Source organism: Dokdonia sp. 4H-3-7-5 (genome assembly GCF_000212355.1).
Classification (GTDB): domain Bacteria; phylum Bacteroidota; class Bacteroidia; order Flavobacteriales; family Flavobacteriaceae; genus Dokdonia.
Genome location: NC_015496.1, coordinates 891,646 through 915,620 on the forward strand (window position 1 = coordinate 891,646; position 23,975 = coordinate 915,620).

General features: G+C 38.7%; 9 protein-coding genes and 2 tRNA genes. 7 read left to right on the forward strand and 4 right to left on the reverse strand.

Annotated features, from left to right (window positions below; genetic code table 11):
* The first annotated feature begins 2 nt into the window (after positions 1-2).
* Both KRODI_RS03985 and KRODI_RS03990 read left to right on the forward strand, forming a co-directional pair.
* Entirely contained in the window at positions 3-1,136 is a 1,134-nt protein-coding gene (locus KRODI_RS03985) for a DegT/DnrJ/EryC1/StrS family aminotransferase (protein WP_041295613.1), read from the forward strand.
* Positions 1,137-1,139: 3 nt separating this feature from the next.
* Positions 1,140-2,417, forward strand: coding sequence for a metal-dependent hydrolase family protein (locus KRODI_RS03990; protein ID WP_013750289.1), 1,278 nt, complete (start codon positions 1,140-1,142; stop codon positions 2,415-2,417).
* 119 nt (positions 2,418-2,536) lie between these two features.
* Here the strand turns inward: KRODI_RS03990 and KRODI_RS03995 are convergent, their stop codons facing one another.
* The 3 genes from KRODI_RS03995 to KRODI_RS04005 all read right to left on the reverse strand — a co-directional run bounded on the left by KRODI_RS03995 (position 2,537) and on the right by KRODI_RS04005 (position 15,212).
* Positions 2,537-4,486, reverse strand: coding sequence for an OmpA family protein (locus KRODI_RS03995; protein WP_013750290.1), 1,950 nt, complete (start codon positions 4,484-4,486; stop codon positions 2,537-2,539).
* A gap of 36 nt (positions 4,487-4,522) precedes the next feature.
* Positions 4,523-5,485 (reverse strand): type IX secretion system membrane protein PorP/SprF, encoded by a 963-nt coding sequence (locus KRODI_RS04000; RefSeq protein WP_013750291.1) that lies wholly within the window; start codon positions 5,483-5,485, stop codon positions 4,523-4,525.
* 70 nt (positions 5,486-5,555) lie between these two features.
* Positions 5,556-15,212, reverse strand: coding sequence for a T9SS C-terminal target domain-containing protein (locus KRODI_RS04005; RefSeq protein ID WP_013750292.1), 9,657 nt, complete (start codon positions 15,210-15,212; stop codon positions 5,556-5,558).
* Positions 15,213-15,724: 512 nt separating this feature from the next.
* Between KRODI_RS04005 and KRODI_RS04010 the strand changes: the two genes are divergently transcribed.
* From KRODI_RS04010 to KRODI_RS04020, 3 genes are all read left to right on the forward strand, one after another.
* Positions 15,725-15,796, forward strand: a tRNA-Gly gene (locus tag KRODI_RS04010).
* Between the two features lie 71 nt (positions 15,797-15,867).
* Positions 15,868-15,951: transfer RNA gene (locus KRODI_RS04015), tRNA-Leu, on the forward strand.
* Between the two features lie 48 nt (positions 15,952-15,999).
* On the forward strand, positions 16,000-16,281 hold the full coding sequence (locus KRODI_RS04020) for a GIY-YIG nuclease family protein (RefSeq protein ID WP_013750293.1): 282 nt from the start codon (positions 16,000-16,002) through the stop codon (positions 16,279-16,281).
* 92 nt (positions 16,282-16,373) lie between these two features.
* Here the strand turns inward: KRODI_RS04020 and mutS are convergent, their stop codons facing one another.
* A complete protein-coding gene (gene mutS / locus KRODI_RS04025; RefSeq protein ID WP_013750294.1) occupies positions 16,374-18,965 on the reverse strand; it encodes a DNA mismatch repair protein MutS in 2,592 nt (863 codons plus the stop codon).
* Between the two features lie 562 nt (positions 18,966-19,527).
* Here mutS and KRODI_RS04030 point away from each other — a divergent pair.
* Positions 19,528-22,506 (forward strand): SusC/RagA family TonB-linked outer membrane protein, encoded by a 2,979-nt coding sequence (locus tag KRODI_RS04030; RefSeq protein ID WP_013750295.1) that lies wholly within the window; start codon positions 19,528-19,530, stop codon positions 22,504-22,506.
* A 9-nt stretch (positions 22,507-22,515) separates the two neighbouring features.
* The gene (locus KRODI_RS04035) at positions 22,516-23,841 is read left to right on the forward strand and encodes a RagB/SusD family nutrient uptake outer membrane protein (RefSeq protein WP_013750296.1); all 1,326 of its coding nucleotides are present in this window, start codon (positions 22,516-22,518) and stop codon (positions 23,839-23,841) included.
* The last annotated feature ends 134 nt before the right edge of the window (positions 23,842-23,975 follow it).

Genomic DNA, 23,975 nt, shown 5'->3' on the forward strand with positions numbered 1-23,975 from the left:
CGATGAAAAAAATCCAAATGGTCGACCTTAAAGGTCAATATGCACAGATCAAAGAACGCGTTGATAGCTCAATCATGGAGGTGATTGAAAATACCGCTTTTGTAAACGGACCGGAAGTACACGCCTTTCAAAAAGAACTAGAGGAATACCTAGGGGTAAAAAATGTTATTCCTTGTGCAAACGGCACAGACGCTTTACAAATTGCTATGATGGGCCTAGGTCTAGAGCAAGGTGATGAAGTAATCACTGCAGATTTTACATTTGCCGCTACTGTAGAAGTTATCGCGCTTTTAAAGCTTACACCGGTACTAGTAGATGTTGACCCTGTAAACTTTAACATCGATATTGAAGCCATAAAAAAGGCAATTACTCCAAAAACTAAGGCAATAGTACCTGTGCACCTTTTTGGGATGGCAGCAAATATGGATGCCATTATGGATCTTGCTAAGGAGCATAATCTTTACGTAATAGAAGATAACGCACAAGGAATAGGTTCTACATTTACTGGCCGTGACGGACAGAAAGTTAAAACTGGTGGTATAGGACACGTAGGTACAACGTCTTTCTTTCCATCTAAAAACCTAGGATGCTACGGCGACGGTGGTGCTATTTTTACAAATGATGATGAGCTAGCTCACACCATTAGAGGAATAGTAAACCACGGTATGTATGAGCGTTATCACCACGATGTAGTAGGTGTTAATAGTAGGCTAGATTCCATACAAGCTGCGGTACTTAGAGCAAAATTACCTCATTTAGACAGTTACAATAAGGCCAGAAGAGATGCTGCTCGTAAATACACTGCCGCTTTTACAAATGAGCCTAAAATTATAACTCCATTTATATGTGACAGCTGTGATTGCCACGTCTTTCACCAGTACACACTTAGAGTAAATGATACAGATCGCGATGCGCTAGTAAAACATCTTAATGAAAATGGTATTCCTTGTGGAGTGTACTATCCAATACCATTACACAGCCAGAAGGCGTATAAAGACACTCGCTATAATGAGGCAGACTTCCCAGTGACTAATGCTATTGTGAAGGATTGTATCTCCTTACCTATGCACACAGAACTAGAGGATGATCAAATTGCATTTATAACTAAAACTATTATTGATTTTGTAAATAAATAAGCTATGAAATACCACCTCTCTCTACTACTTGTCGTATTTACAAGTTTTATGCTATCAGGTCAAGAAACCCTTCTCCATTGCGGGAAACTGATTGACACAGAAAATGGAAAAGTTTTAACCGAACAAACAGTAACCATTTTAGGCAATAGCATTATAAAAGTTGAGAAAGGTTACGCTTCCGCGAAAAGTGGCCAGACCATCATTGATCTTAAGTCAAAGACAGTAATGCCTGGCTTTATAGACATGCACGTGCACGTCGAGAGTGAGACCAATCCGAAACAATATCTGGAAACCTTTACTAAAAATGAAGCAGACGTAGCTTTTACTGCTGCCGAAATTGCAGAGAGAACACTCATGGCAGGATTTACTACTGTACGAGATTTAGGAGGAAGCGGTGTAAATGTATCTTTAAGAAATGCTATAAATAACGGCACAACGAGAGGTCCACGCATCTTTACTGCCGAAAAGGCTATAGGAACCACTGGAGGTCATGCAGATCCCACAAATGGCTTTAAAAAGGTTAATATGGGTGATCCTGGTCCGGCCGAAGGAGTTATTAATAGTGTAGACGATGCTAGAAAAGCAGTAAGACAACGCTATAAAAATGGCGCCGACTTAATAAAGATTACCGCAACTGGTGGAGTACTTAGCGTGAGTAAGAACGGAGACAACCCACAGTTTCGCCAAGAGGAGGTAGATGAGATTGTGCGCACCGCCAAAGAATACGGAATGCACGTCGCTGCGCATGCCCACGGAAAAGAAGGTATGCAACGCGCTATCAAAGCTGGTGTACAAACTATAGAACACGGCTCCTTTATGGATGAAGAAACCGTAAAACTCATGAAACAACATGGAACCTATCTAGTGCCTACACTATCTGCAGGAAAATATGTTGCAGCTAAGGCAAAAGTAAAAGGATACTATCCAGACATTATTATTCCTAAGATTGAAAAAGTAGATGCTACACTTAAAAAGACATTTACCATGGTTGCACAATCTGGAGTAAACATAGCTTTTGGAACAGATGCCGGAGTATTTCCTCATGGAGAGAATGCAAAAGAGTTTCGCTACATGACAGAATATGGATGGTCACCTATGTTCGCTATCCAATCTGCTACCATCACAAATGGAAAGCTATTAGATATGGAAGGTAAGTTAGGGGTAATAGCTGCTGGTTATCTTGCAGACATTGTAGCAACAGATGATGACCCAACCCGAAACATAGCAACAACAGAAAGTGTTTCTTTTGTTATGAAAGATGGTGTTGTATACAAGCAGTAAAGACATATAAGTAATATTAATTGACACACATTTTCTTAAGAGTTTAAGAAGCTCGACATTACCCATAAAAAAACCTCGCTCATTACTGAGCGAGGTTTTTTTATAGTTATAGACAGATTTTATTTTGCCATTATAATAAATTCTGACCTTCTATTAAGCTGGTGCTCTTCTTCAGTGCACTCTATTCCATTAGCACACGCATTTGTAAGCTGCGTTTCTCCATAGCCGCGACCTGTGAGTCTATAAGCTTCAATACCTCCTTGTTGCACAATATAACGTATAGTAGATACATTTCTACGTTGAGAAAGTTTCATGTTATAAGCATCTGGCGCACGACTATCTGTATGTGATCTAACGTCAATTTTTAACGCAGGATACTGTTGCATCACTGCTATCACCTTCTCAAGTTCAAGAGAGGCATCTGGACGTATATTTGACTTATCAAAATCAAAATAAATAGGATTAAGTTCTAATATTTTAGAAAGGTCTCCACCTATATCAAGTCTGGCGTCTGGCTTAAGATACAGATCTCTGTTAATAACGCCTCCAACATCCGTACTAGTTGTTAATATCACTTCAAATGGTTCATAATTATCCTTTGTACCTCGCACCACATAAGTTTCATTACAATTTACATCACTAAAAGTAAAATTCCCTAGATCATCACTTGTTACCGTTGCTACAACTTGGTTTACCTTATCTCTTAATGTCACTGTAGTTTGAGGAAGTATTTCATCTGTCTTTACATCTCTTGTCGTACCTACAATATTCTGAGCACAATTAGTTAGGATCTTTCTATCTCTTGTAAAGCTATAAATATCATCATTGCCTAAACCAGATGCTCGGCTTGATGAAAAATATCCAGTTCCTCTAGATTCGCTTAAAATAAGTCCAAAATCATCTGCACTACTATTAACAGGCTTTCCTATATTATATGAAGCTCCTACCTTACCCTCATCACTTAATTGCGTAACAAAAACATCTAATCCTCCAAGACCTATGTGGCCATCTGTGGCATAAAACAATTTGTTGTCGCTACTCACAAAAGGGAAGGTTTCTCTTCCTTCTGTGTTAATCTCGCTTCCTAGGTTTACAGGTGCTCCATAAGTGCCATCTTCATTTATAGTAGACATCCATATATCACTTAATCCTTTTGTTCCTGGCATATCTGATGCAAAGTATAATATTGAACCGTCAGGACTCAATGCAGGATGCGCTGTAGAGTACTCATCACTATTAAAAGGAAGCTCTTCTGGAATGCTCCATGAACCGCCTCGTTTATAGCTATGATATAGTTTTAATTTTGTAGTTCCATCTTCATCTCTTTTGAGTTTTGTTTTTTTACTGTAATTGTTACGCGTAAAATACATCTCATCTCCACTTTCTGTAAAGACAGAGCTACTCTCATGATAAGGAGTGTTTATATTTTTTGAAAATTTTTCAATAGTAGGGTTTTCACCTTTTGCGTTATCTACAACATATAAGTCTAAGAAAGGCTGATTATTCCAATCGTGGATGTAGTCACCAGTGCTACTCTTTCTATTTGAAGAAATTACAACTCTTTCACCAAGAAAGCTTGGACTAAAATCTTGCAATTCTGTATTAAAATTAACCTGCTGTATAGCATATCTTCCAGACTGTGCTTCTATTTCCTTGAGATAGTCACGTTCCTTTTCAAACATTTCCCCTCGAGTATCTGTACCGCTCATTTGTACGAATACAGCCATCATTTTATCTGCCTTGTCGTATTTCTTTATACTTTTAAGTGATTGCGCGTATCTAAAATAATACTCAGGTGCGATATCTCCTCCTGTCGCAATTAACTTTTCATACCATTGTACTGCATCTGCATAGTCTGCTGTAAAATAATAAGAGTCCCCTAGTTTTGAAAAAACCTCTGGAGAGGTAAATCCTCTATTTGCAACTCGTAAGTACAAATCACGTGCATTTACGTATGCAAATTCTTCAAATTTTTCTCCTGCAACTTTAACCTTACCTTCTTGAGCATACCCAAGGGCACCACCAAAAATGAAGGATAAAATAATTATATAGTGGAATACTTTTTTCATAAATATGTGTTTTAAAAATCTTCTACTTACAAAGAATTAAAAGAAACGTGGAGATATTAATTGCTTAGGCTGCTTAAATACTTCAAACCTTAAGAACACTTCATAACTACCATTATTGAATTGTTGTAGCTCTGTGGTCTCCCTATCATAAGCAAATCCTATCATTAAACTATCTGTAATCTGGAAACCTACCAGACCACTTAATGCTGCACTCCATCTATATGCAAGACCAAGTGTTAATTTATCATAGAGTAACGCATTTGCAGTTACATCTACTTGTAGTGGTGCTCCTTGAACAGCTTTTACAAGTCCTGCAGGCTTGAATTTGAAGTCTTGAGTAATATCAAATACGTATCCCGTCGTCAAGTAATAATTGATTCTCTCACGTGCTAGAAACGTCGAGTTTGTGCTGTTTGAGTTATCACTGTCGTCAAAGTGTTCTGTACGCAATAAATTAGGAGCACTTAATCCTAAGTAGTACTTATCTGTATAATAAAACATACCAAGTCCCACTTGTGGAGAAAATTTATTATCAATATTATTTTGAGCCGTAGCTAGATTATCCCCATTTTGAAATGGGTTTGCCTCGCTGTAATTAATATCAAGTAAATGTACACCTCCTTTTAATCCAAAAGCTAGCTTTCCCTCATCACTGGTAGGTATTGTATAGCTAAAATCTACATCTATATATGTCTCATTACTTATAAATATCTCATCATTAGTAATATTTAAACCAAGTCCTACACGTTTTGACTCTCCTACTGGAGAATGTATGGAAACCGTTTGCGTTCTAGGAGCTCCATCTAGACCTACCCACTGACTACGATGTAATCCTAATACACTTAGACCTCCCCTTGCACCGGCATAGGCTGGGTTTATACTCAATGTATTATACATATACTGCGTGTACTGAGCATCTTGTTGTGCTACTGCAGTTTCAGTTGTAAGACCTAAAACGACTACTGCCAGGGCTACTATGGCGATGTATGTTTTTTTCATAGGTGTTTATTTAATTTTGGTACACTTTCTTTTTTGCTTTCGCGAAAGCGTACCAAATATTATTGTTTTATTATCTATTAATATATAATGGTCCTGCCAGTTGCTTGAGTGAACCAGCATCATTTGTGTAGTCAAGTACATAATAATATGTACCTACGGGTAATAACCTGTCTTGATCTACCACTACACGTCCATTAGACTCTCCTCTGAAGTAGACGTTATCTTGTCCATATCCGTCTGCATCCCAAACAAGTACTCCCCATCTATTATAAATGCGCATCTTATTGTTAGGAAACTGCTCAATCCCTCTTATTACGAAGACATCGTTGAGACCGTCTCCATTAGGAGTCATAATATCAAAGACTTCTAATCCGTCTGTTGCATCTGGATTTCCATTATTTACTTCTAGGAAGTCTGGAATACCATTATCATTCTCGTCACCTAATTCATTACCGTTTAAGATACCGTCACCGTCACAATCACCATCAAGGAATTCTAAACTAACATCGAGTGTCTGGCTACCTACTTCTAAACTACATGAGTTATTAGGGTCTGTTCCATCCAATCCTTCTCTACCATCAGAAACTCCGTCACCATCTGTATCAGGGTTAGTAGGATCTGTAGTGTTACCGTTAGGATCTGAAGGAGTAAGCGGATTATCTATTCCAGTAATCTCCTCTTGATTAGTCAACCCATCGTTATCACAATCTGCATTGTTAAACGCTGATGTTGTTGTTACAGTTTGGCTATCAACTATTAAATCACAAACATCAAATGGATCTGTACCATCTGCTATCTCGTCTCCATTAGTTACACCATCGCCATCACAATCAAGGCTCGCAAAATCAGTATCCATAGGCAATGTCACACTGTCTATTAAGAAATCACAAGGACTGTTAGGATCAGTACCATCTTCTGCCTCGTCACCATCAGAAACTCCGTCACCATCTGTATCAGGATTAGCAGGGTCTGTTGTATTACCATTAGGATCTGCAGGAGTATCAGGATCATCAATTCCTGTAATTTCTTCTGCGTTAGTTAACCCATCGAGGTCACAATCAAGATCATTCCACATTTGAGAAGGATCTAGAGATTGACTACTTACTTGTAAATCACAAGGATCATTTGGATCTGTCATATCTCCAGCTTCATCACCATCTGTCACACCATCACCATCCGTATCAGGATTTTGTGAATCTGTTGTGTTACCATTTGGATCATTTGGAGTTGAAGGATCATCAATTCCCGTAGTCTCCTCATTGTTAGTAAGACCATCCATATCACAATCTGCACTGTCATAAGCAGCATCAGTCATTTCTGTCTGATTTGCTACTACTAAACTACAGTTGTCATTAGGATCTGTACCATCAAGTGCTTCTTGACCATCTGTTACACCATCGCCATCGCTATCAATATCTAATGGATCTGTAATATTACCATCAGGATCTCCAGGCGTGGTTGGATCATCGATTCCAGTAAGTTCCTCACCGTTATTTAATCCATCCATATCACAATCAAGATCATTCCATGCCATTGTCGCAGTAACTGTCTGACTTGCAATCTCAAGCGCACAAGGATCATTTGGATCTGTCATATCTCCAGCTTCATCACCATCGGTTACACCATCACCATCCGTATCAGGATTTTGTGGATCTGTTGTATTACCATTTGGATCATTTGGAGTTGAAGGATCATCGATTCCTGTAGTCTCCTCATTGTTAGTAAGACCATCCATGTCACAATCTGCACTGTTATAAGCAGCATCAGTCATTTCTGTCTGGTTTGCTACTACTAAACTACAGTTATCATTAGGATCTGTACCATCAAGTGCTTCTTGACCATCTGTTACACCATCGCCATCGCTATCAATATCTAATGGATCTGTAATATTACCATCAGGATCTCCAGGCGTGGTTGGATCATCAATTCCAGTAAGTTCCTCACCGTTATTTAATCCATCCATATCACAATCAAGATCATTCCATGCCATTGTAGGAGTAACCGTCTGACTAGCTATCTCAAGCGCACAAGGATCATTTGGATCTGTCATATCTCCAGCTTCATCACCATCGGTTACACCATCACCATCCGTATCAGGATTTTGTGGATCTGTTGTATTACCATTTGGATCATTTGGAGTTGAAGGATCATCGATTCCTGTAGTCTCCTCACTATTAGTAAGACCATCCATATCACAATCTGCACTGTCATAAGCAGCATCAGTCGTTTCTGTCTGATTTGCTACTACTAAACTACAGTTATCATTAGGATCTGTACCATCAAGAGCTTCTTGACCATCTGTTACACCATCACCATCAGTATCAATATCTAATGGATCTGTAATATTACCATTAGGATCTCCAGGCGTTGTTGGATCATCTATTCCAGTAAGTTCTTCACCGTTATTTAACCCATCCATATCACAATCAAGATCATTCCATGCCATGGTAGGAGTAACTGTCTGACTAGCTATCTCAAGAGCACAAGGATCATTAGGATCTGTCATATCTCCAGCTTCATCACCATCTGTTACACCATCACCATCCGTGTCTGGATTTTGTGGATCTGTTGTATTACCATTTGGATCATTTGGAGTTGAAGGATCATCGATTCCTGTAGTCTCCTCACTATTAGTAAGACCGTCCATATCACAATCTGCACTGTTATAAGCAGCATCAGTCGTTTCTGTCTGATTTGCTACTACTAAACTACAGTTATCATTAGGATCTGTACCATCAAGTGCTTCTTGACCATCTGTTACACCGTCACCATCAGTATCAATATCTAATGGATCTGTAATATTACCATTAGGATCTCCAGGCGTTGTTGGATCATCTATTCCAGTAAGTTCTTCACCGTTATTTAACCCATCCATATCACAATCAAGATCATTCCATGCCATGGTAGGAATAACTGTCTGACTAGCTATCTCAAGAGCACAAGGATCATTAGGATCTGTCATATCTCCAGCTTCATCACCATCTGTTACACCATCACCATCCGTGTCTGGATTTTGTGGATCTGTTGTATTACCATTTGGATCATTTGGAGTTGAAGGATCATCGATTCCTGTAGTCTCCTCATTGTTAGTAAGACCATCCATATCACAATCAATACTATTCCATTCACTAGTAACGATAGTTAAATCTTGATCCATAGCATTATAAGAACAAGGATCGTTAGGATCAGTACCACCATTTACTTCATCATCATTTGAAACACCATCACCATCACAATCTCCAAATCCTTGTCCATTACATTCGTCAAAAGAAACAGAAACCTCTGTTGGATCACTTATATTCCCATCATTATCCATTACTGTATAAGCGATAGGTGCTGGATCTTCTACAGATAATCCTGTACAAGTAGCATCTGGAATACCCGCAGCAGTACAAGGTGTAAAAGTAATTGCACCCGTTACTGGATCTACACTCCAAACTCCTACTCCAAGTTCAACTAGGTCATCACCAGGATTTGTTGTACCTACAATCTGTACCGTGGTTGGATCTACTACATCTCCATCAACATCATTGGCAAGTACATCTACCACTACTGGAAGACCAGTGTCATTACCAGCACTCACATCCGAGGTTGCAACAGGAACGTAATCAATTGTTACCGTAGCCACATTTGATGGATTACCATCATTATCATCTATCGTATAACTAGCAGGACTTGTTGGATCATCGTTAAAACCAGCCAATGGTATAAAGCTAATTTGACCCGTTGTTTCACTCACTTCCCAAGCTCCTTCGCCAGGTACTGTGTATCCTATAATATTACCATCTGCATCAAGTACCTCCATCGTAGCTCCTACTGGAACTACTAGGCTCACGCTCGTTACATCTAAGGTTCCATCAGGATCTGCATCCACTCCAAAACCATTATCAGCCGTTGGATCTAAACTTACCGTTGCACCAGGTGTATTTGCTAAACTCTCATCATTTTGAGCCACTGGTGGCTCTGCATCATACATCACAGATACCGTAGCTGCATTAGATACATTACCATCATTATCATTTATTGTATAAGTAATGTCTTGTGGATCTTGGGTAGATACTCCAACACAACTAGCATCAGGAACTCCCGCTGCACTACAAGGAGTGAAGGTAATCGCTCCACTTACTGGATCAACACTCCAAACTCCTACGCCAGGCTCTACTAAATCATCTCCAGGGTTGGCAGTTCCCACGATTTGTACAGTCGTCAAATCTAACGTACCATCAGGATCCATATCATTTAATGCAACATCAATAAGCACTGGATCTCCAGTCATATTATTAACACTAGCATCATCCATTGCAACTGGTGGCTCTGGAATAAAACTCACACTTACACTTGCAGGGTCTGTAACATTACCTTCATCATCCGCAACTACATACTCAATATCGGTAGGGTTTGCTGTGAATATCTCAGGACAATCAGGTAATGAAACTACTGTACAAGGAATAAACGTGATGGCTCCACTTACTGGATCAACACTCCAAGTACCTTCACCAACAACCACTAAGTCTTCTCCAGGATTTGCAGTACCTACAATCTGTACCGTTGTAGGATCTACTACATCTCCATCAACATCATTGGCAAGTACATCTACCACTACTGGAAGACCAGTGTCATTACCAGCACTCACATCCGAGGTTGCAACAGGAACGTAATCAATTGTTACCGTAGCTGTGTTTGATGGGTTACCATCATTATCATCAATGGTATAACTCGCAGGACTCGTTGGATCATCGTTAAAACCAGCTAATGGTATAAAGCTAATTTGACCTGTCGTTTCACTCACTTCCCAAGCTCCTTCTCCAGGAACTGTATATCCTATAATATCTCCATCTGCATCAAGAATCTCCATCGTTGCTCCTACTGGAACTACTAAGCTCACGCTCGTTACATCTAAAGTACCATCAGGATCTGCATCTACTCCAAAACCGTTATCAGCCGTTGGATCTAAACTTACGGTTGCGCCAGGTGTATTGGCTAAACTCTCATCATTTTGAGCTACTGGTGGCTCTGCATCATACATCACTGATACCGTAGCTGCATTAGATACATTACCATCATTATCATTTATTGTATAAGTAATGTCTTGTGGATCTTTTGTAGATACTCCAACACAACTAGCATCAGGAACGCCAGCTGCACTACAAGGAGTGAAGGTAATCGCTCCACTTACTGGATCAACACTCCAAACTCCAACGCCAGGCTCTACTAAATCATCTCCAGGGTTGGCAGTTCCCACGATTTGTACAGTCGTCAAATCTAACGTACCATCAGGATCCATATCATTTAGTGCAACATCAACAACCACTGGATCTCCAGTCATATTATTAACACTAGCATCATCCATCGCAACTGGTGGCTCTGGAATAAAACTCACACTTACACTTGCAGGAGATGTGACATTTCCTTCACCATCAGCAACCACATACTCAATATCGGTAGGGTCTGCTGTAAAAATCTCAGGACAATCAGGTAATGAAACTACTGTACAAGGACTAAACGTGATGGCTCCACTTACTGGATCAACACTCCAAGTACCTTCACCAACAACCACTAAGTCTTCTCCAGGATTTGCAGTACCTACAATCTGTACCGTTGTAGGATCTACTACATCTCCATCAACATCATTGGCAAGTACATCTACCACTACTGGAAGACCAGTGTCATTACCAGCACTCACATCCGAGGTTGCAACAGGAACGTAATCAATTGTTACGGTAGCTGTGTTTGATGGGTTACCATCATTATCATCAATGGTATAACTCGCAGGACTCGTTGGATCATCGTTAAAACCAGCTAATGGTGCAAAACTAATCTCACCATTTACAGGATTAACCTCCCAAACTCCTTCACCAGGTACCGTGTACCCTATAATATCTCCATCTACATCCGTCTGAACCATCGTTGCTCCAGCTGGAACTACTAAGCTCACGCTCGTTACATCTAAAGTACCATCAGGATCTGCATCTACTCCAAAACCGTTATCAGCCGTTGGATCTAAACTTACCGTTGCGCCAGGTGTATTGGCTAAACTCTCATCATTTTGAGCTACTGGTGGCTCTGCATCATACATCACTGATACCGTAGCTGCATTAGATACATTACCATCATTATCATTTATTGTATAAGTAATGTCTTGTGGATCTTGTGTAGATACTCCAACACAACTAGCATCAGGAACGCCAGCTGCACTACAAGGAGTGAAGGTAATCGCTCCACTTACTGGATCAACACTCCAAACTCCAACGCCAGGCTCTACTAAATCATCTCCAGGGTTGGCAGTTCCCACGATTTGTACAGTCGTCAAATCTAACGTACCATCAGGATCCATATCATTTAATGCAACATCAACAACCACTGGATCTCCAGTCATATTATTAACACTAGCATCATCCATTGCAACTGGTGGCTCTGGAATAAAACTCACACTTACACTTGCAGGGTCTGTAACATTACCTTCATCATCCGCAACCACATACTCAATATCTGTAGGGTCTGCTGTAAAAATCTCAGGACAATCAGGTAATGAAACTACTGTACAAGGACTAAACGTGATGGCTCCACTTACTGGATCAACACTCCAAGTACCTTCACCAACAACCACTAAGTCATCACCAGGATTTGCAGTACCTACGATTTGAACCGTTGTTGGATCTACTACATCTCCATCAACGTCATTGGCAAGTACATCTACCACTACTGGAAGACCAGTGTCATTACCAGCACTCACATCCGAGGTTGCAACAGGAACATAATCAATTGTTACAGTAGCTACATTCGATGGGTTACCATCATTATCATCTATCGTATATCTAGCAGGATGCGTTGGATCATCGTTAAAACCAGCTTCTGGTGCAAAACTAATCTCACCAGTTACAGGATTAACTTCCCAAGCGCCTTCACCAGATACTGTGTATCCTATAATATCACCGTCTGCATCCGTCTGTACCATCGTTGCTCCAGCTGGAACTACTAAACTCACAGTCGTTACATCCAAAGTACCATCAGGATCGGCATCAACTCCAAAACCATTGTCAGCTGTTGGATCTACGCTTACCGTAGCCCCAGGTGTACTCGGAGTACTTACGTCATTTTGTGCTACTGGTGGAACAGCATAAGCTGCACTTACTGTGGCAGGAATTGTCGTATTACCTTCATTATCTGATACTATATAAGAGATGTCCATCGGACTACCTTCAAATAATCCTGCACAACTAGCGTCTGGAATTCCAGCAGCAGTACAAGGTGCGAACGTAATCGCTCCACTTGAAGAATCAACAGTCCATACTCCTACTCCAGGCTCTACCAAACTTGTCACAGGAACTCCCGGATTTGCTGGGTCTATTATCATTACAGTAGTTGGATCAACAAGGTCACCATCAACATCATTTGCTAATACATCAATTACAGCGTCCATGCCAGGCATAACGTCAGTAATCTCATCTACTGTTGCAATAGGCACATAATCAATTGTTACAGTAGCCTGATTAGAAGTATTACCCGCATTATCATCTATTGTATAAGTGGCAGGAGATGTTGGATCATCATTAAAACCAGCTACTGGTGCAAAACTAATCTCACCGTTTACAGGATTAACTTCCCAAACTCCTTCACCAGGAACTGTGTACCCAATAATATCGCCATCTGCATCCGTTTGTACCATCGTAGCTCCAGCTGGAACAACTAAGCTCACGCTCGTAACATCTAATGTACCGTCAGCATCATCATCTATTCCAAAACCATTATCGGCGGTTGGATCTAAACTTACTGTAGCTCCTGGAGTACTCGGAGCACTTACATCATTTTGTACCACTGGTGGAACACTAGGAACTGCTCCTTGATTATTTGCATCTGTTGATAAATCTTGATTATTGGCAGTATTCGGATCATCTTGATCTGCTTCTACAGTCGCACCATTTGAAAAGGCTCCCTCACTATCAATTGTTGCTGTAACTGTTATCGTCACATCATTAGCAACACCTGCAGCAATACTTGCTATAGTACATGGGAATGCTGTACATCCTCCTCCAGATACATTTGTAATAGTTAAGTTTTCAGGAATATCTGTTACAACAACATTTGTTGCTCCATCAGGCCCTGCGTTACTTACTGTTAATGTATAGGTCACTGTACCCCCCACTACATAAGGACTACTATCAACCAATACTTTATCAATACTTACATCAGCCTGCGCAATAGTAAGCGTCGCTGAACGAGTTTCTGTAAAACAAACATTATCATCATGAGTAACTACAACAAAATACTCCGTAGCATCTAAGCCTGTTACATCATTAACCGTTAAAGCATTTGTATTCTCGCCACTATAATTAGTATCGGCTGCAGTAATAAGAGTTCCTGATGTATCTGGATCACCTATGTACCACATATAGTTTATTCCGGCATTTGCATTTCCAGGAGTTCCGTAATCTGGAACACCTGCTGTAAATCCAGTCGAATTATCTGCTGTTGCCGTAATTGTAAACGTAGCAGACTCACCAGTTGTAGCCGTTTGGTCGGCAGGTTCCATTGCTGTAACATTAACTTGTGTTGCTACAATTTCATTTCCGTTTGCTCCATCATAACCTCCAGTTGCAGGAGAACTTCCTATTACTAGCCCATCACTATCTACCATAGTTGGTATTGCCCCCAATATTCCATCTCCGTTTGGATCAAGACCTCCAGACTCTAAAACATCACTACAGCCATCACCATCTGAATCTAAATCAAAACAATCTGCAATACCATCATTATCTGTATCAGGATTAACAGGCGCCACAAAAATAGTTGATTGAGGGAAAAAATTCCATAACATTACCACAACACTGCCTAAGTTTCTACTATCAAAAATATATTGAGAAACAGTGGTTTGAGGATTATCGAATGTAAATATTGCAGTATGTCCATTAGGAACACCTGTCATATTAAGTAATACGTCTGAAGTGCTATCGTCGACATTAACTAATGTTGTAAAACGTCCTACGTTATTGAGAACATTATTCCCATCTTTATCAGGTATAACAAAAACTCCTACATCATCAATTTGCGCATCATTTACAGTTACAATTGCACCACCTGGATTGGCAGTATCTAATGGGTCAGTATTTATCGACCATACCCCACCTTCGCTCCATGCATAGGCATCTCTGACATCTGTATTATTTAGCGGTGCGGTCAAACTATTGATATTGTTAATGCTCAAACTTGGGATTTGAAAAGGAATAATTGAATTTGTACTAGTCCAAATAAGTTCTACAAATTCATTATCGTTAAGACCAGTAGCGCCATTACCAATCAATCCAGTAGTTAGGTTAAAAGTCGCTGCATTATTCTGACCCGCAGCTTCAACCGTCTGAGGTCCAATATAAATATCAACTGAATAGTTTCCCGACGCATCAGAAACTCTCAATCCAGAAGAGCCACTTGGTATAGTTCCACCTCCTGGAATAAATGCTGATGGAGGTATAGCTGAAATTTGATTGAAAGCAATCGGTGTCCCAGGTTGATTACACCCCTCAGCTACATCTAGTATTCCATCATTATCATCATCTAAATCATTTTCATTTAATACAAGGTCACCATCACAATCTGTAGCAGTACCAACACATTGACCATAAGAGGACAATGTAACACAACCAAATATCGCAAGAAATACAATCATCTTTTTTGAGATAAATGATAATTGCAACTTTTTAATCTGTCCGTAAGGAATAGTAATTTTTCCCATATATATAAATTATAACTTAATTTAACTTTTAATAGAATCTGAGGCTTAAACAAACATCAGATATTAGACTTTTATCTACGTTATCTTAATATCATATTAAATTTAAAAGTAGAACTTCTTTAATCACTTAAGCAAAACTACATGATAGTCTTAAACTTAACTTAAATATAAGCACTTTATCGATTAATTTGATCCCTTTGTAGATAATATACATGTATTTTTCGACCAAATGCACTTTTCTATGGACGAGTGGTATATCACTTGTAAAAATTAATACACTTAATATCAGTTATTTACCAATAATAGCTTTTGACTTTGGCATAATTACAGGTTTTTTCTTACAGAGACAGGATGTAAATATTGATAAAAACAATGCTTATCCCTGCGTATACTCTCTAACTATAGTGATTAAAATAGTTTTAAAAAAAACTAGGAAAACTCTTTGCTAAAACAAGAAAAAGATTAAATTTGCATCCGCTACGAGAAATAGCGTCGTTCTGATAGAATGCAATGCGAAAGTAGCTCAGGGGTAGAGCATCACCTTGCCAAGGTGGGGGTCGCGAGTTCAAATCTCGTCTTTCGCTCTAATTTGAAATTATAACGCTTTCGCGAAAGCGTATAAAAATAAATACCAATTTTTCACGTAAGTGAAAATGCTCGAGTGGTGGAATTGGTAGACACGTTGGACTTAAAATCCAATGTCCATTAGGACGTACGGGTTCAAGTCCCGTCTCGAGTACAAAAGGCTTCCACTAGGAAGCCTTTTTTATTTTTATATATTTCAACAATGGCAACAGTCTACATACTTTATTCTAAAAAGATTAATAGATACTACATAGGGAGTTGTTTAGACTTAGACCAGAGAATAAAAGAACACGCAACAAACAGATACAAAGGGTTTACTACTAAAGCTCAAGATTGGGAGATATTTTTTGAAATAACCAATTTAGAATATCAACAAGCACGGAGCATCGAAAAACACATCAAGAGTATGAAAAGCACAACATACTTAGTGAATATCAAAAAACATAAAGAAATAGCACAAAAACTAGTTCAAAAATATAAGTAACGGGTTCATCCCGATAGCTATCGGGACCCGTCTCGAGTACAAAAGGCTTCCACTAGGAAGCCTTTTTTATTTTATAGTGTTTAATTATTCTTCTAAGAAATAGCGCCACCTTTCTTTTTAACGAGCATTCTCTTTATCTCATTGAGCTTCATGAGCGCCTCTACTGGGGTAAGGGTATCAATATCTATATGTAAAATCTCCTCTTTAATATCTTCTAATAATGGATCATCTAGATTAAAGAAACTAAGCTGCATTTCTTCTTCGCCAGCTTCCTTAAGTTTACCAGTGAGCTCCTCACTTCCATGAGATTTCTCTAGCTTCTCCATCATTTTTGTCGCTCTACGTAAAACCTGTTGGGGCATTCCCGCCATTTTTGCAACATGGATACCAAAACTGTGAGCACTACCTCCTGGAACTAGCTTACGTAAGAACAACACATTATCCTTAAGTTCTTTTACCGAGACATTGTAGTTTTTTATGCGCTCAAATGTCTCGCACATCTCATTAAGTTCATGATAATGTGTAGCAAATAAAGTTTTAGGCCTACCTGGATGCTCATGTAAAAACTCACTTATGGCCCAAGCAATGGATATCCCATCATAAGTACTAGTGCCACGTCCTATTTCGTCTAGTAGGACCAGACTGCGGTCACTTAGGTTATTAAGAATACTTGCCGTCTCATTCATCTCTACCATAAAAGTACTCTCACCCATAGAGATATTATCACTTGCCCCTACTCTTGTAAATATTTTATCTACAACACCTATATGTGCTGCTTGCGCTGGCACAAAACTACCCATTTGAGCTAGCAAGACAATCAAAGCGGTCTGTCTTAAAATGGCACTCTTACCAGACATGTTAGGCCCAGTAATCATAATCATTTGCTGATCACCACTATCTAAATACACATCATTTGTCACATAAGCCTCACCTAGCGGTAGCTGCTTTTCTATTACGGGATGTCGCCCTTCTTTTATATCTATTGCTTGTGACTCGTCTAGCGTAGGTCTCACATAATTGTTTTCTCTAGCGAGCTGTGTAAAGCCTAACAAACAATCTAGTTGTGCTATCTGGGAAGCATTTGCCTGTACTTGAGGAATAAAACTACTCATCCAGTTTACAAGTGCTGCAAATAGTTGCTGTTCTATGGCTTGAATACGCTCTTCGGCTCCTAAAATCTTTCCTTCGTATTCCTTAAGCTCCTCAGTAATGTATCGTTCTGCGTTAACTAGTGTTTGCTTTCTTATCCACTCTTCTGGTACTTTGTCACGGTGGGTGTTACGCACCTCTATATAATACCCAAAAACATTATTTGATGCTATCTTAAGCGAGGTAATCCCTGTACGCTCAGTCTCACGAGCTAACATTTTCTCTAGATAATCTTTACCTCCTTGAGATAATACTCTTAATTCATCTAGTTCGTTATGAAAACCAGCTGCGATTGCTCCGCCTTTTATAATAGAAACTGGAGCCTCTTCTTTAAGTGTTTCCTTTATTTTATCACGTAGCACAACGCAGTCCTGAAGTTGCTCGCCTATGATGTTGAGTGACTCATTATCGGTATTAAGAGCAAGTCCTTTTATAGGAACAATTGCTTCTAGCGAATTCTTAAGTTGTATAACCTCTCGCGGACTTATTTTACCTGTAGCAACTTTACTTATGAGACGTTCTAAATCTCCTATTTTCTTAATGTTAGACTGCATTTTATCAAATATCTCTCCATTATCTGAGAGAAAAGACACCACATCATGACGCCTTTCAATTTCATCAAGACGTTTGAGTGGTAAAGCGAGCCATCGTTTGAGTAAACGACCTCCCATTGCAGAGGTCGTCTTATCTATTATATCTATCAAAGTAATAGCCTTAACACCAGAAGCCGAGTTATATAACTCGAGATTTCTTATAGTAAAGCGATCCATCCACACGTAATCATCTGCCGCAATACGGCGTATTCTTGTGATGTGCTGTAGTTTATGATGTTGGGTTTCTCCTAAATAATGAAGCGCTGCACCAGCCGCAACTACACCTTCAGACAAGTGTTCTACACCGAAGCCTTTTAAGGAATTAACGTCAAAATGCTTGTGTAAAGATTCTGTAGCATAATCTATATGAAACACCCAATCTTCTTGGTAAAAAGTATGATAATCTGAGCCATATGCTTCTAAAAATGCCTTCTTCTGCTTCTTACAAACTAGCAGCTCGCTAGGTGCAAAATTTTGCAATAATTTATCTACATATGCTATATCCCCTTGTGCAGTAAGATATTCTCCCGTGGACACGTCCAAGAATGCCACACCTACTTTTTCTTTATTAAAAAATACAGCCCCAAGGAAATTATTTGTCTTAGCAGAAAGAATATCATCGTTCATCGCAACTCCCGGTGTCACTAGTTCTGTCACCCCACGCTTAACTATTTTCTTAGTCTGCTTTGGATCTTCTAATTGGTCACAAATAGCCACCCTACAACCTGCCTTTACAAGTTTGGGTAAATAGGTATTTAAAGAATGATGTGGAAAACCAGCGAGCTCCGTACGATCTCCACCATTATTACGACTTGTTAATGTAATATTTAAAATGGCAGCTGCTTTTACAGCGTCTTCTCCAAAGGTTTCATAAAAATCTCCTACTCTAAAAAGCAATAGCGCATCTGGGTATTTAGTTTTAATACCATTATACTGCTGCATTAAGGGGGTTACTTTTTTCTTAGCCAAATCATATATTTTAAGAAAAATAAAAGTACGCTATTCTATTGGGTTGGCTTTCTCAAATATGATCAGACTTTCTTAGTTTTTCCACATTTTATATACACGCTTTCGCGAAAGCTTGAAATAAAGCCTTTTAAAAGCATTTCACACTACACTCAAGGATAGCGCTTAAGAAATTTAGGATTCCTTTTCAAATAAGCCTAATTGAAGCCAAATTTAATAGATTTTAATTATGACTACTCAATTTTTAATAAGAAAAATCTAAATCAGCTGTTTTTATTATGAGAGTACTTATTTCTTATCATTATTTTTTTTAAAAATTAAATGACACTTACTCAATAAACTTATTATCAAATGATTAATCTTATATGATTTGAAAAGTTCTCAAAATAAAGCTGATTTATTTGAGAAATCAAGATGATGATTGGCAAATTCGCTTATTTCGTGTAATTTTTAGAATATTATTAGCATATAGTTAAATATTAGCCTAATAAGTTAAATATTATTTATAATTTGGATTGTAAACTAAATCAAAGAACAAATGAAACAAAAGTACCCATTACTCAAAATGGCTTATTTCTTGTTGTTTTTAATTCCTTGCGCCCTGATGGGTCAATCTGTTGTAACAGGAGTTATTAAAGACGCTGGTAATAATCCAATTCCCTTTGTCAATGTTATTGAAAAAGGAAGTTCAAACGGAACTACATCAGATTTTGATGGTAATTACTCCATCACCTTAAATGGTAATTCTGGAACCTTAGAATTTTCATATCTAGGGTATGCAACACAAGAACAAGTGATTTCAAGCTCACAAACATTAAATGTAACTCTAGAAGAATCTTCTGAGTCACTAGATGAAGTTGTTATTTCTGGACTAGCATCTTCAGTAAAGAGATCTAATGCCGCTAATGCTGTGGCATCAGTCTCAGCAGAGCAAATTACTGGTACCACACCACCACCTACATTAGATGGAGCGCTGTATGGTAAATTTGCTGGAGCACTCGTAAGCCAGAATTCTGGAGCACCAGGAGGAGGGCTTTCTATTAAACTTCGTGGAGCTACTTCTATCCAAGGTAACACACAACCGCTTTATATTGTGGATGGTGTTTATGTAGATAACTCTTCTATTTCTGCTGGTCTTAATGCAGTTTCTGCAGCATCGGCTGGAGGAAGTGCTTCAAACCAAGATAACCCTACAAACAGAATAGCAGATATAAATCCAGATGACATTGAAAATATCGAAATATTAAAAGGAGCATCTGCTGCTGCTATATATGGTTCTAGAGCTGCTGCTGGGGTTGTTATTATCACAACTAAGAAAGGTAAAGCTGGAGAAACTCAGTTTAAATTTGGTCAATCTTTTGGGTGGACACAAGTAACAAGGCTTTTAGGTTTACGTAATTATAATGAGCAACGCGTAGAGGATAGCTTTGGTGCGGAAGCTGTGCCGCTTTTTGTAGCCGCTAGAGATGAAGGAAGATTAGTAGATTATGAAGAAGAGATTTATGGAGAAAAAGGTCTTATAAGTAGAACTAACTTTAGCATGAGCGGTGGAGATGTAAAAACTCGCTTTTATGCTGGGGTTACGCACAGTAATGAAAATGGTATTGTAAAAAACACAGGTTATGAAAAGACTTCACTTCGTCTTAACTTAGATCACAGAGCTACAGACTTTTTAAAAGTATCACTTAATACAAACTATATCAATTCAAGATCTAACCGTGGTTTCTTTAATAATGACAACTCAGGTACCACTATTGGTGTGACTTTAACGGGTACAACTCCATGGTTACAGTTATTTCCAGATGAAAATGGTGTTTACCCAGATAATCCTTCAGGAGCATCAAACCCTTTACAAACTAGAGACAGAGTAACTAACAGAGAGATTGTAGATCGCTTTATTATTGGTGCTTCTGCAAATCTAGATATCTTCAAAAAAGAAAAATCAAGCCTTGAATTAATTTTACGTGGAGGTTTAGACACTTACGGACAGAAATCTAGAGCTATTTTCCCAAAGGATTTACAATTTCAAAAACCTGCTAATGGTGGACAAAATGGAGTTGCTGTGCAAGGAGATACTCAAAATAGAAACTACAATCTAGCAGCTTTCTTAGTACATAATTATAGAACGGATAATGATTTATCTTTTAGGACTCAAGCAGGTGTTACAAGAGAGTATTTTGACAGAAATTCTCAACTTATTACTGCAAGTGGACTTGTAGCTTCAGAAACTAATGTTGATCAAGCGGCTAACACTGGAACTAACCAGTTTAGATTACTTCAAGAAGATGCTGGGTTCTTTGTACAAGAAGAAATCAATTTTCAAGATAAGCTTATAGGAGCGATAGGATTAAGAGGAGATAAATCTTCAAATAATGGAGATGCAAACGAACTTAACTATTACCCAAAAGCATCACTCGCTGCAAACTTTAATGAGTTCGATTTCTGGAAAGAAGATAGCTTTGTAGACAAGTTCAAACTTCGTGTAGCTTATGGAGAAGCAGGTAACTTTGCTCCTTTTGGTGCGTTATTCACATCATACACTTCGTTTTCTACAGACGGTCTTTTAGGGATAAGCCTTGTAGGCGTACGTGGAGATGGCGACTTAAGCCCTGAACGCCAAAAAGAATTAGAATTTGGTACAGACCTTAGTATTCTTGATGGTAAAGTAGATTTTTCTGCAACATATTATATTAAAACTGTTGATGACTTAATTCTTAACTCTGCATTACCTCCATCTTCTGGATTTACGAGCGAATTTGTGAATGCAGGTGAATTGCAAAACAAAGGACTTGAACTATCATTAAATAGTAATATTATTGAGTCAGAGGATTTTGTGTGGAATGCTAGTGTAAACTGGTTTAAAAACACTTCTAAAATCACTCGTTTAGATGTTGACCCTTTCAATGTAGGAGCCTTTGGAGCGACACTTGGTACATTTAGAATTGAAGAAGGTTCTAGCGCTACTCAAATAGTAGGAATAGGCCCTAACCCTGGTGCAAATGGATTCCAGAAATTTGGAGATTCAGAGCCAGATTTTCAAATGGCATTCAATAACAGTCTTCAATACAAGGACTTCCAATTATCATTTTTATGGCAATGGAAAAAAGGTGGTGACAACATTAATTTAACTACATTATTATCTGATTTAAACGGTACTAGTGCAGATTATGATGATTCTGGACTTGATCCTTCTGGAGCTCTTGCAAATGGCCCATATAGAGTGAGCCAGCTTGGTTCATCTGCAGATGTATTTGTAGAGGATGCATCTTACTTAAGATTGCGTGAAGTGGGATTATATTACACAATACCTACAACAACTTTAGAAAACTTCTTAGGAGGAAATATAGATAACATTAAAGTAGGATTTTCTGGAACAAACCTAATCAACATATTTGATTACAACAGTTATGATCCAGAAGTTTCAAACTTTGGAGGTGGAGGTATCTTTACAGGTGTAGAGGTTACGCCTTTCCCATCATCAAAGCGTTTCTTATTTAATCTCGCTGTAAACTTTTAAAATAAAAAGATGAAAAAATATATAACTAAAAGCTTACTTGCACTGAGTATTTGTGCTGGGCTTTATTCTTGTGACGTACAAGAATATTCAGACTTAAACAACCCCGAGGTTGATGCCTTTGAAGACAATCTAACTCGCGGAGACTTACAAGACCTAGTGGGCGGAGTGCTATACAGCTCTCGCGTAGGTCTGGGAACTTACTTTGATGATTGTGGCGTTATAGGTAGAGAATACTATAGATTCTCAAGCTCAGACCCTAGATTTACAAGTGATTTACTAGGTGGAGAAAATGCCGTTTTAGATAACAATACCTTCTATATCACAACCCCATGGGCTGCAAGGTATAGAACCGTAAAAAACGCCAATCTTATCTTAGGATTCATTGAAGCACAAGATCTCTCTGCCATATTTACTAACGAAGAGCTTAGTGCAACAAGAGGATTTCTTAATACAATGATTGCACACGAGCTACTGCTCAACCTTAATCTTACAGATGATGGTGGTATACGTATAGATGTAGCAGATGAGACTAATCTAGGACCTATTGTTTCAAAAAGTGAAGCGTTAAGCTTTATAAAATCAACACTAGATGCTGCTGCCTTAGACCTAAGTGCTGGTGGTGATGCCTTTCCATTTGTACTTTCTTCTGGCTTTGGAGATTTTAATACTCCAGCAAGCTTTAGCCAAGTAAGTAATGCGCTTGCGGCACGTGTAGCTGCATATCAAGGCGATTTTGCTGGTGTACTATCATCTCTTGAAGATTCATTTTTAACACTAGATAATAATGAATTAGATTTAGGTGTTTATCACAACTTTTCTCAAGACCAGACAGATATTCTTAACCCTATGTTTTTTGCTCTCAACTCATCTACTGCAGGTGCACGTATCGCACAACCATCTTTTATCACAGATGCCGAGACAGATGACCAACGTCTTGACAAAGTTGTGCTTAGAGAATCTGCTCTTACTCTAGATGGTCTTACTGGAGAGTATGATGTGTTTAGATATACTAGTAACGTAGACCCTATTCCAATCATACGTAAAGAAGAACTACTCTTATTATACGCAGAGGCAAACATTACCATTAATCCTATGGAGGCAGTTACAGCTTTAGATATCATACGCGAAAGCGCTGGACTGGATCCTTATGCTGGAACTACAGACCCTACAGAGCTTACAGATGAGATGTTGACACAACGTAGATATTCTCTATTTGCCGAAGGACACAGATGGATCGATGTACGTCGTTACAATCGCCTTGACGAGTTACCTATTGATAGAGCAAATGATGATGTATTTTCTCAATTCCCAATACCACTTACTGAGAACCAATAAGTAACACCTAATTCATTCAAACCCTCTCAATAGATATTGAGAGGGTTTTTTTATGCTTTCGCGAAAGCGTAATTACTCATTAAAAAAGCGCATTCAGCTTATTGCCGAATGCGCTTTTCTACACTAATTAACTA

Coding starts and splice junctions, on each gene's coding strand:
- KRODI_RS03985 (WP_041295613.1), top strand. CDS start 3: ATGAAAAAAATCCAAATGGTCGACCTTAAAGGTCAATATGCACAGATC.
- KRODI_RS03990 (WP_013750289.1), top strand. CDS start 1,140: ATGAAATACCACCTCTCTCTACTACTTGTCGTATTTACAAGTTTTATG.
- KRODI_RS03995 (WP_013750290.1), bottom strand. CDS start 4,486: ATGAAAAAAGTATTCCACTATATAATTATTTTATCCTTCATTTTTGGT.
- KRODI_RS04000 (WP_013750291.1), bottom strand. CDS start 5,485: ATGAAAAAAACATACATCGCCATAGTAGCCCTGGCAGTAGTCGTTTTA.
- KRODI_RS04005 (WP_013750292.1), bottom strand. CDS start 15,212: ATGGGAAAAATTACTATTCCTTACGGACAGATTAAAAAGTTGCAATTA.
- KRODI_RS04020 (WP_013750293.1), top strand. CDS start 16,000: ATGGCAACAGTCTACATACTTTATTCTAAAAAGATTAATAGATACTAC.
- mutS (WP_013750294.1), bottom strand. CDS start 18,965: ATGCAGCAGTATAATGGTATTAAAACTAAATACCCAGATGCGCTATTG.
- KRODI_RS04030 (WP_013750295.1), top strand. CDS start 19,528: ATGAAACAAAAGTACCCATTACTCAAAATGGCTTATTTCTTGTTGTTT.
- KRODI_RS04035 (WP_013750296.1), top strand. CDS start 22,516: ATGAAAAAATATATAACTAAAAGCTTACTTGCACTGAGTATTTGTGCT.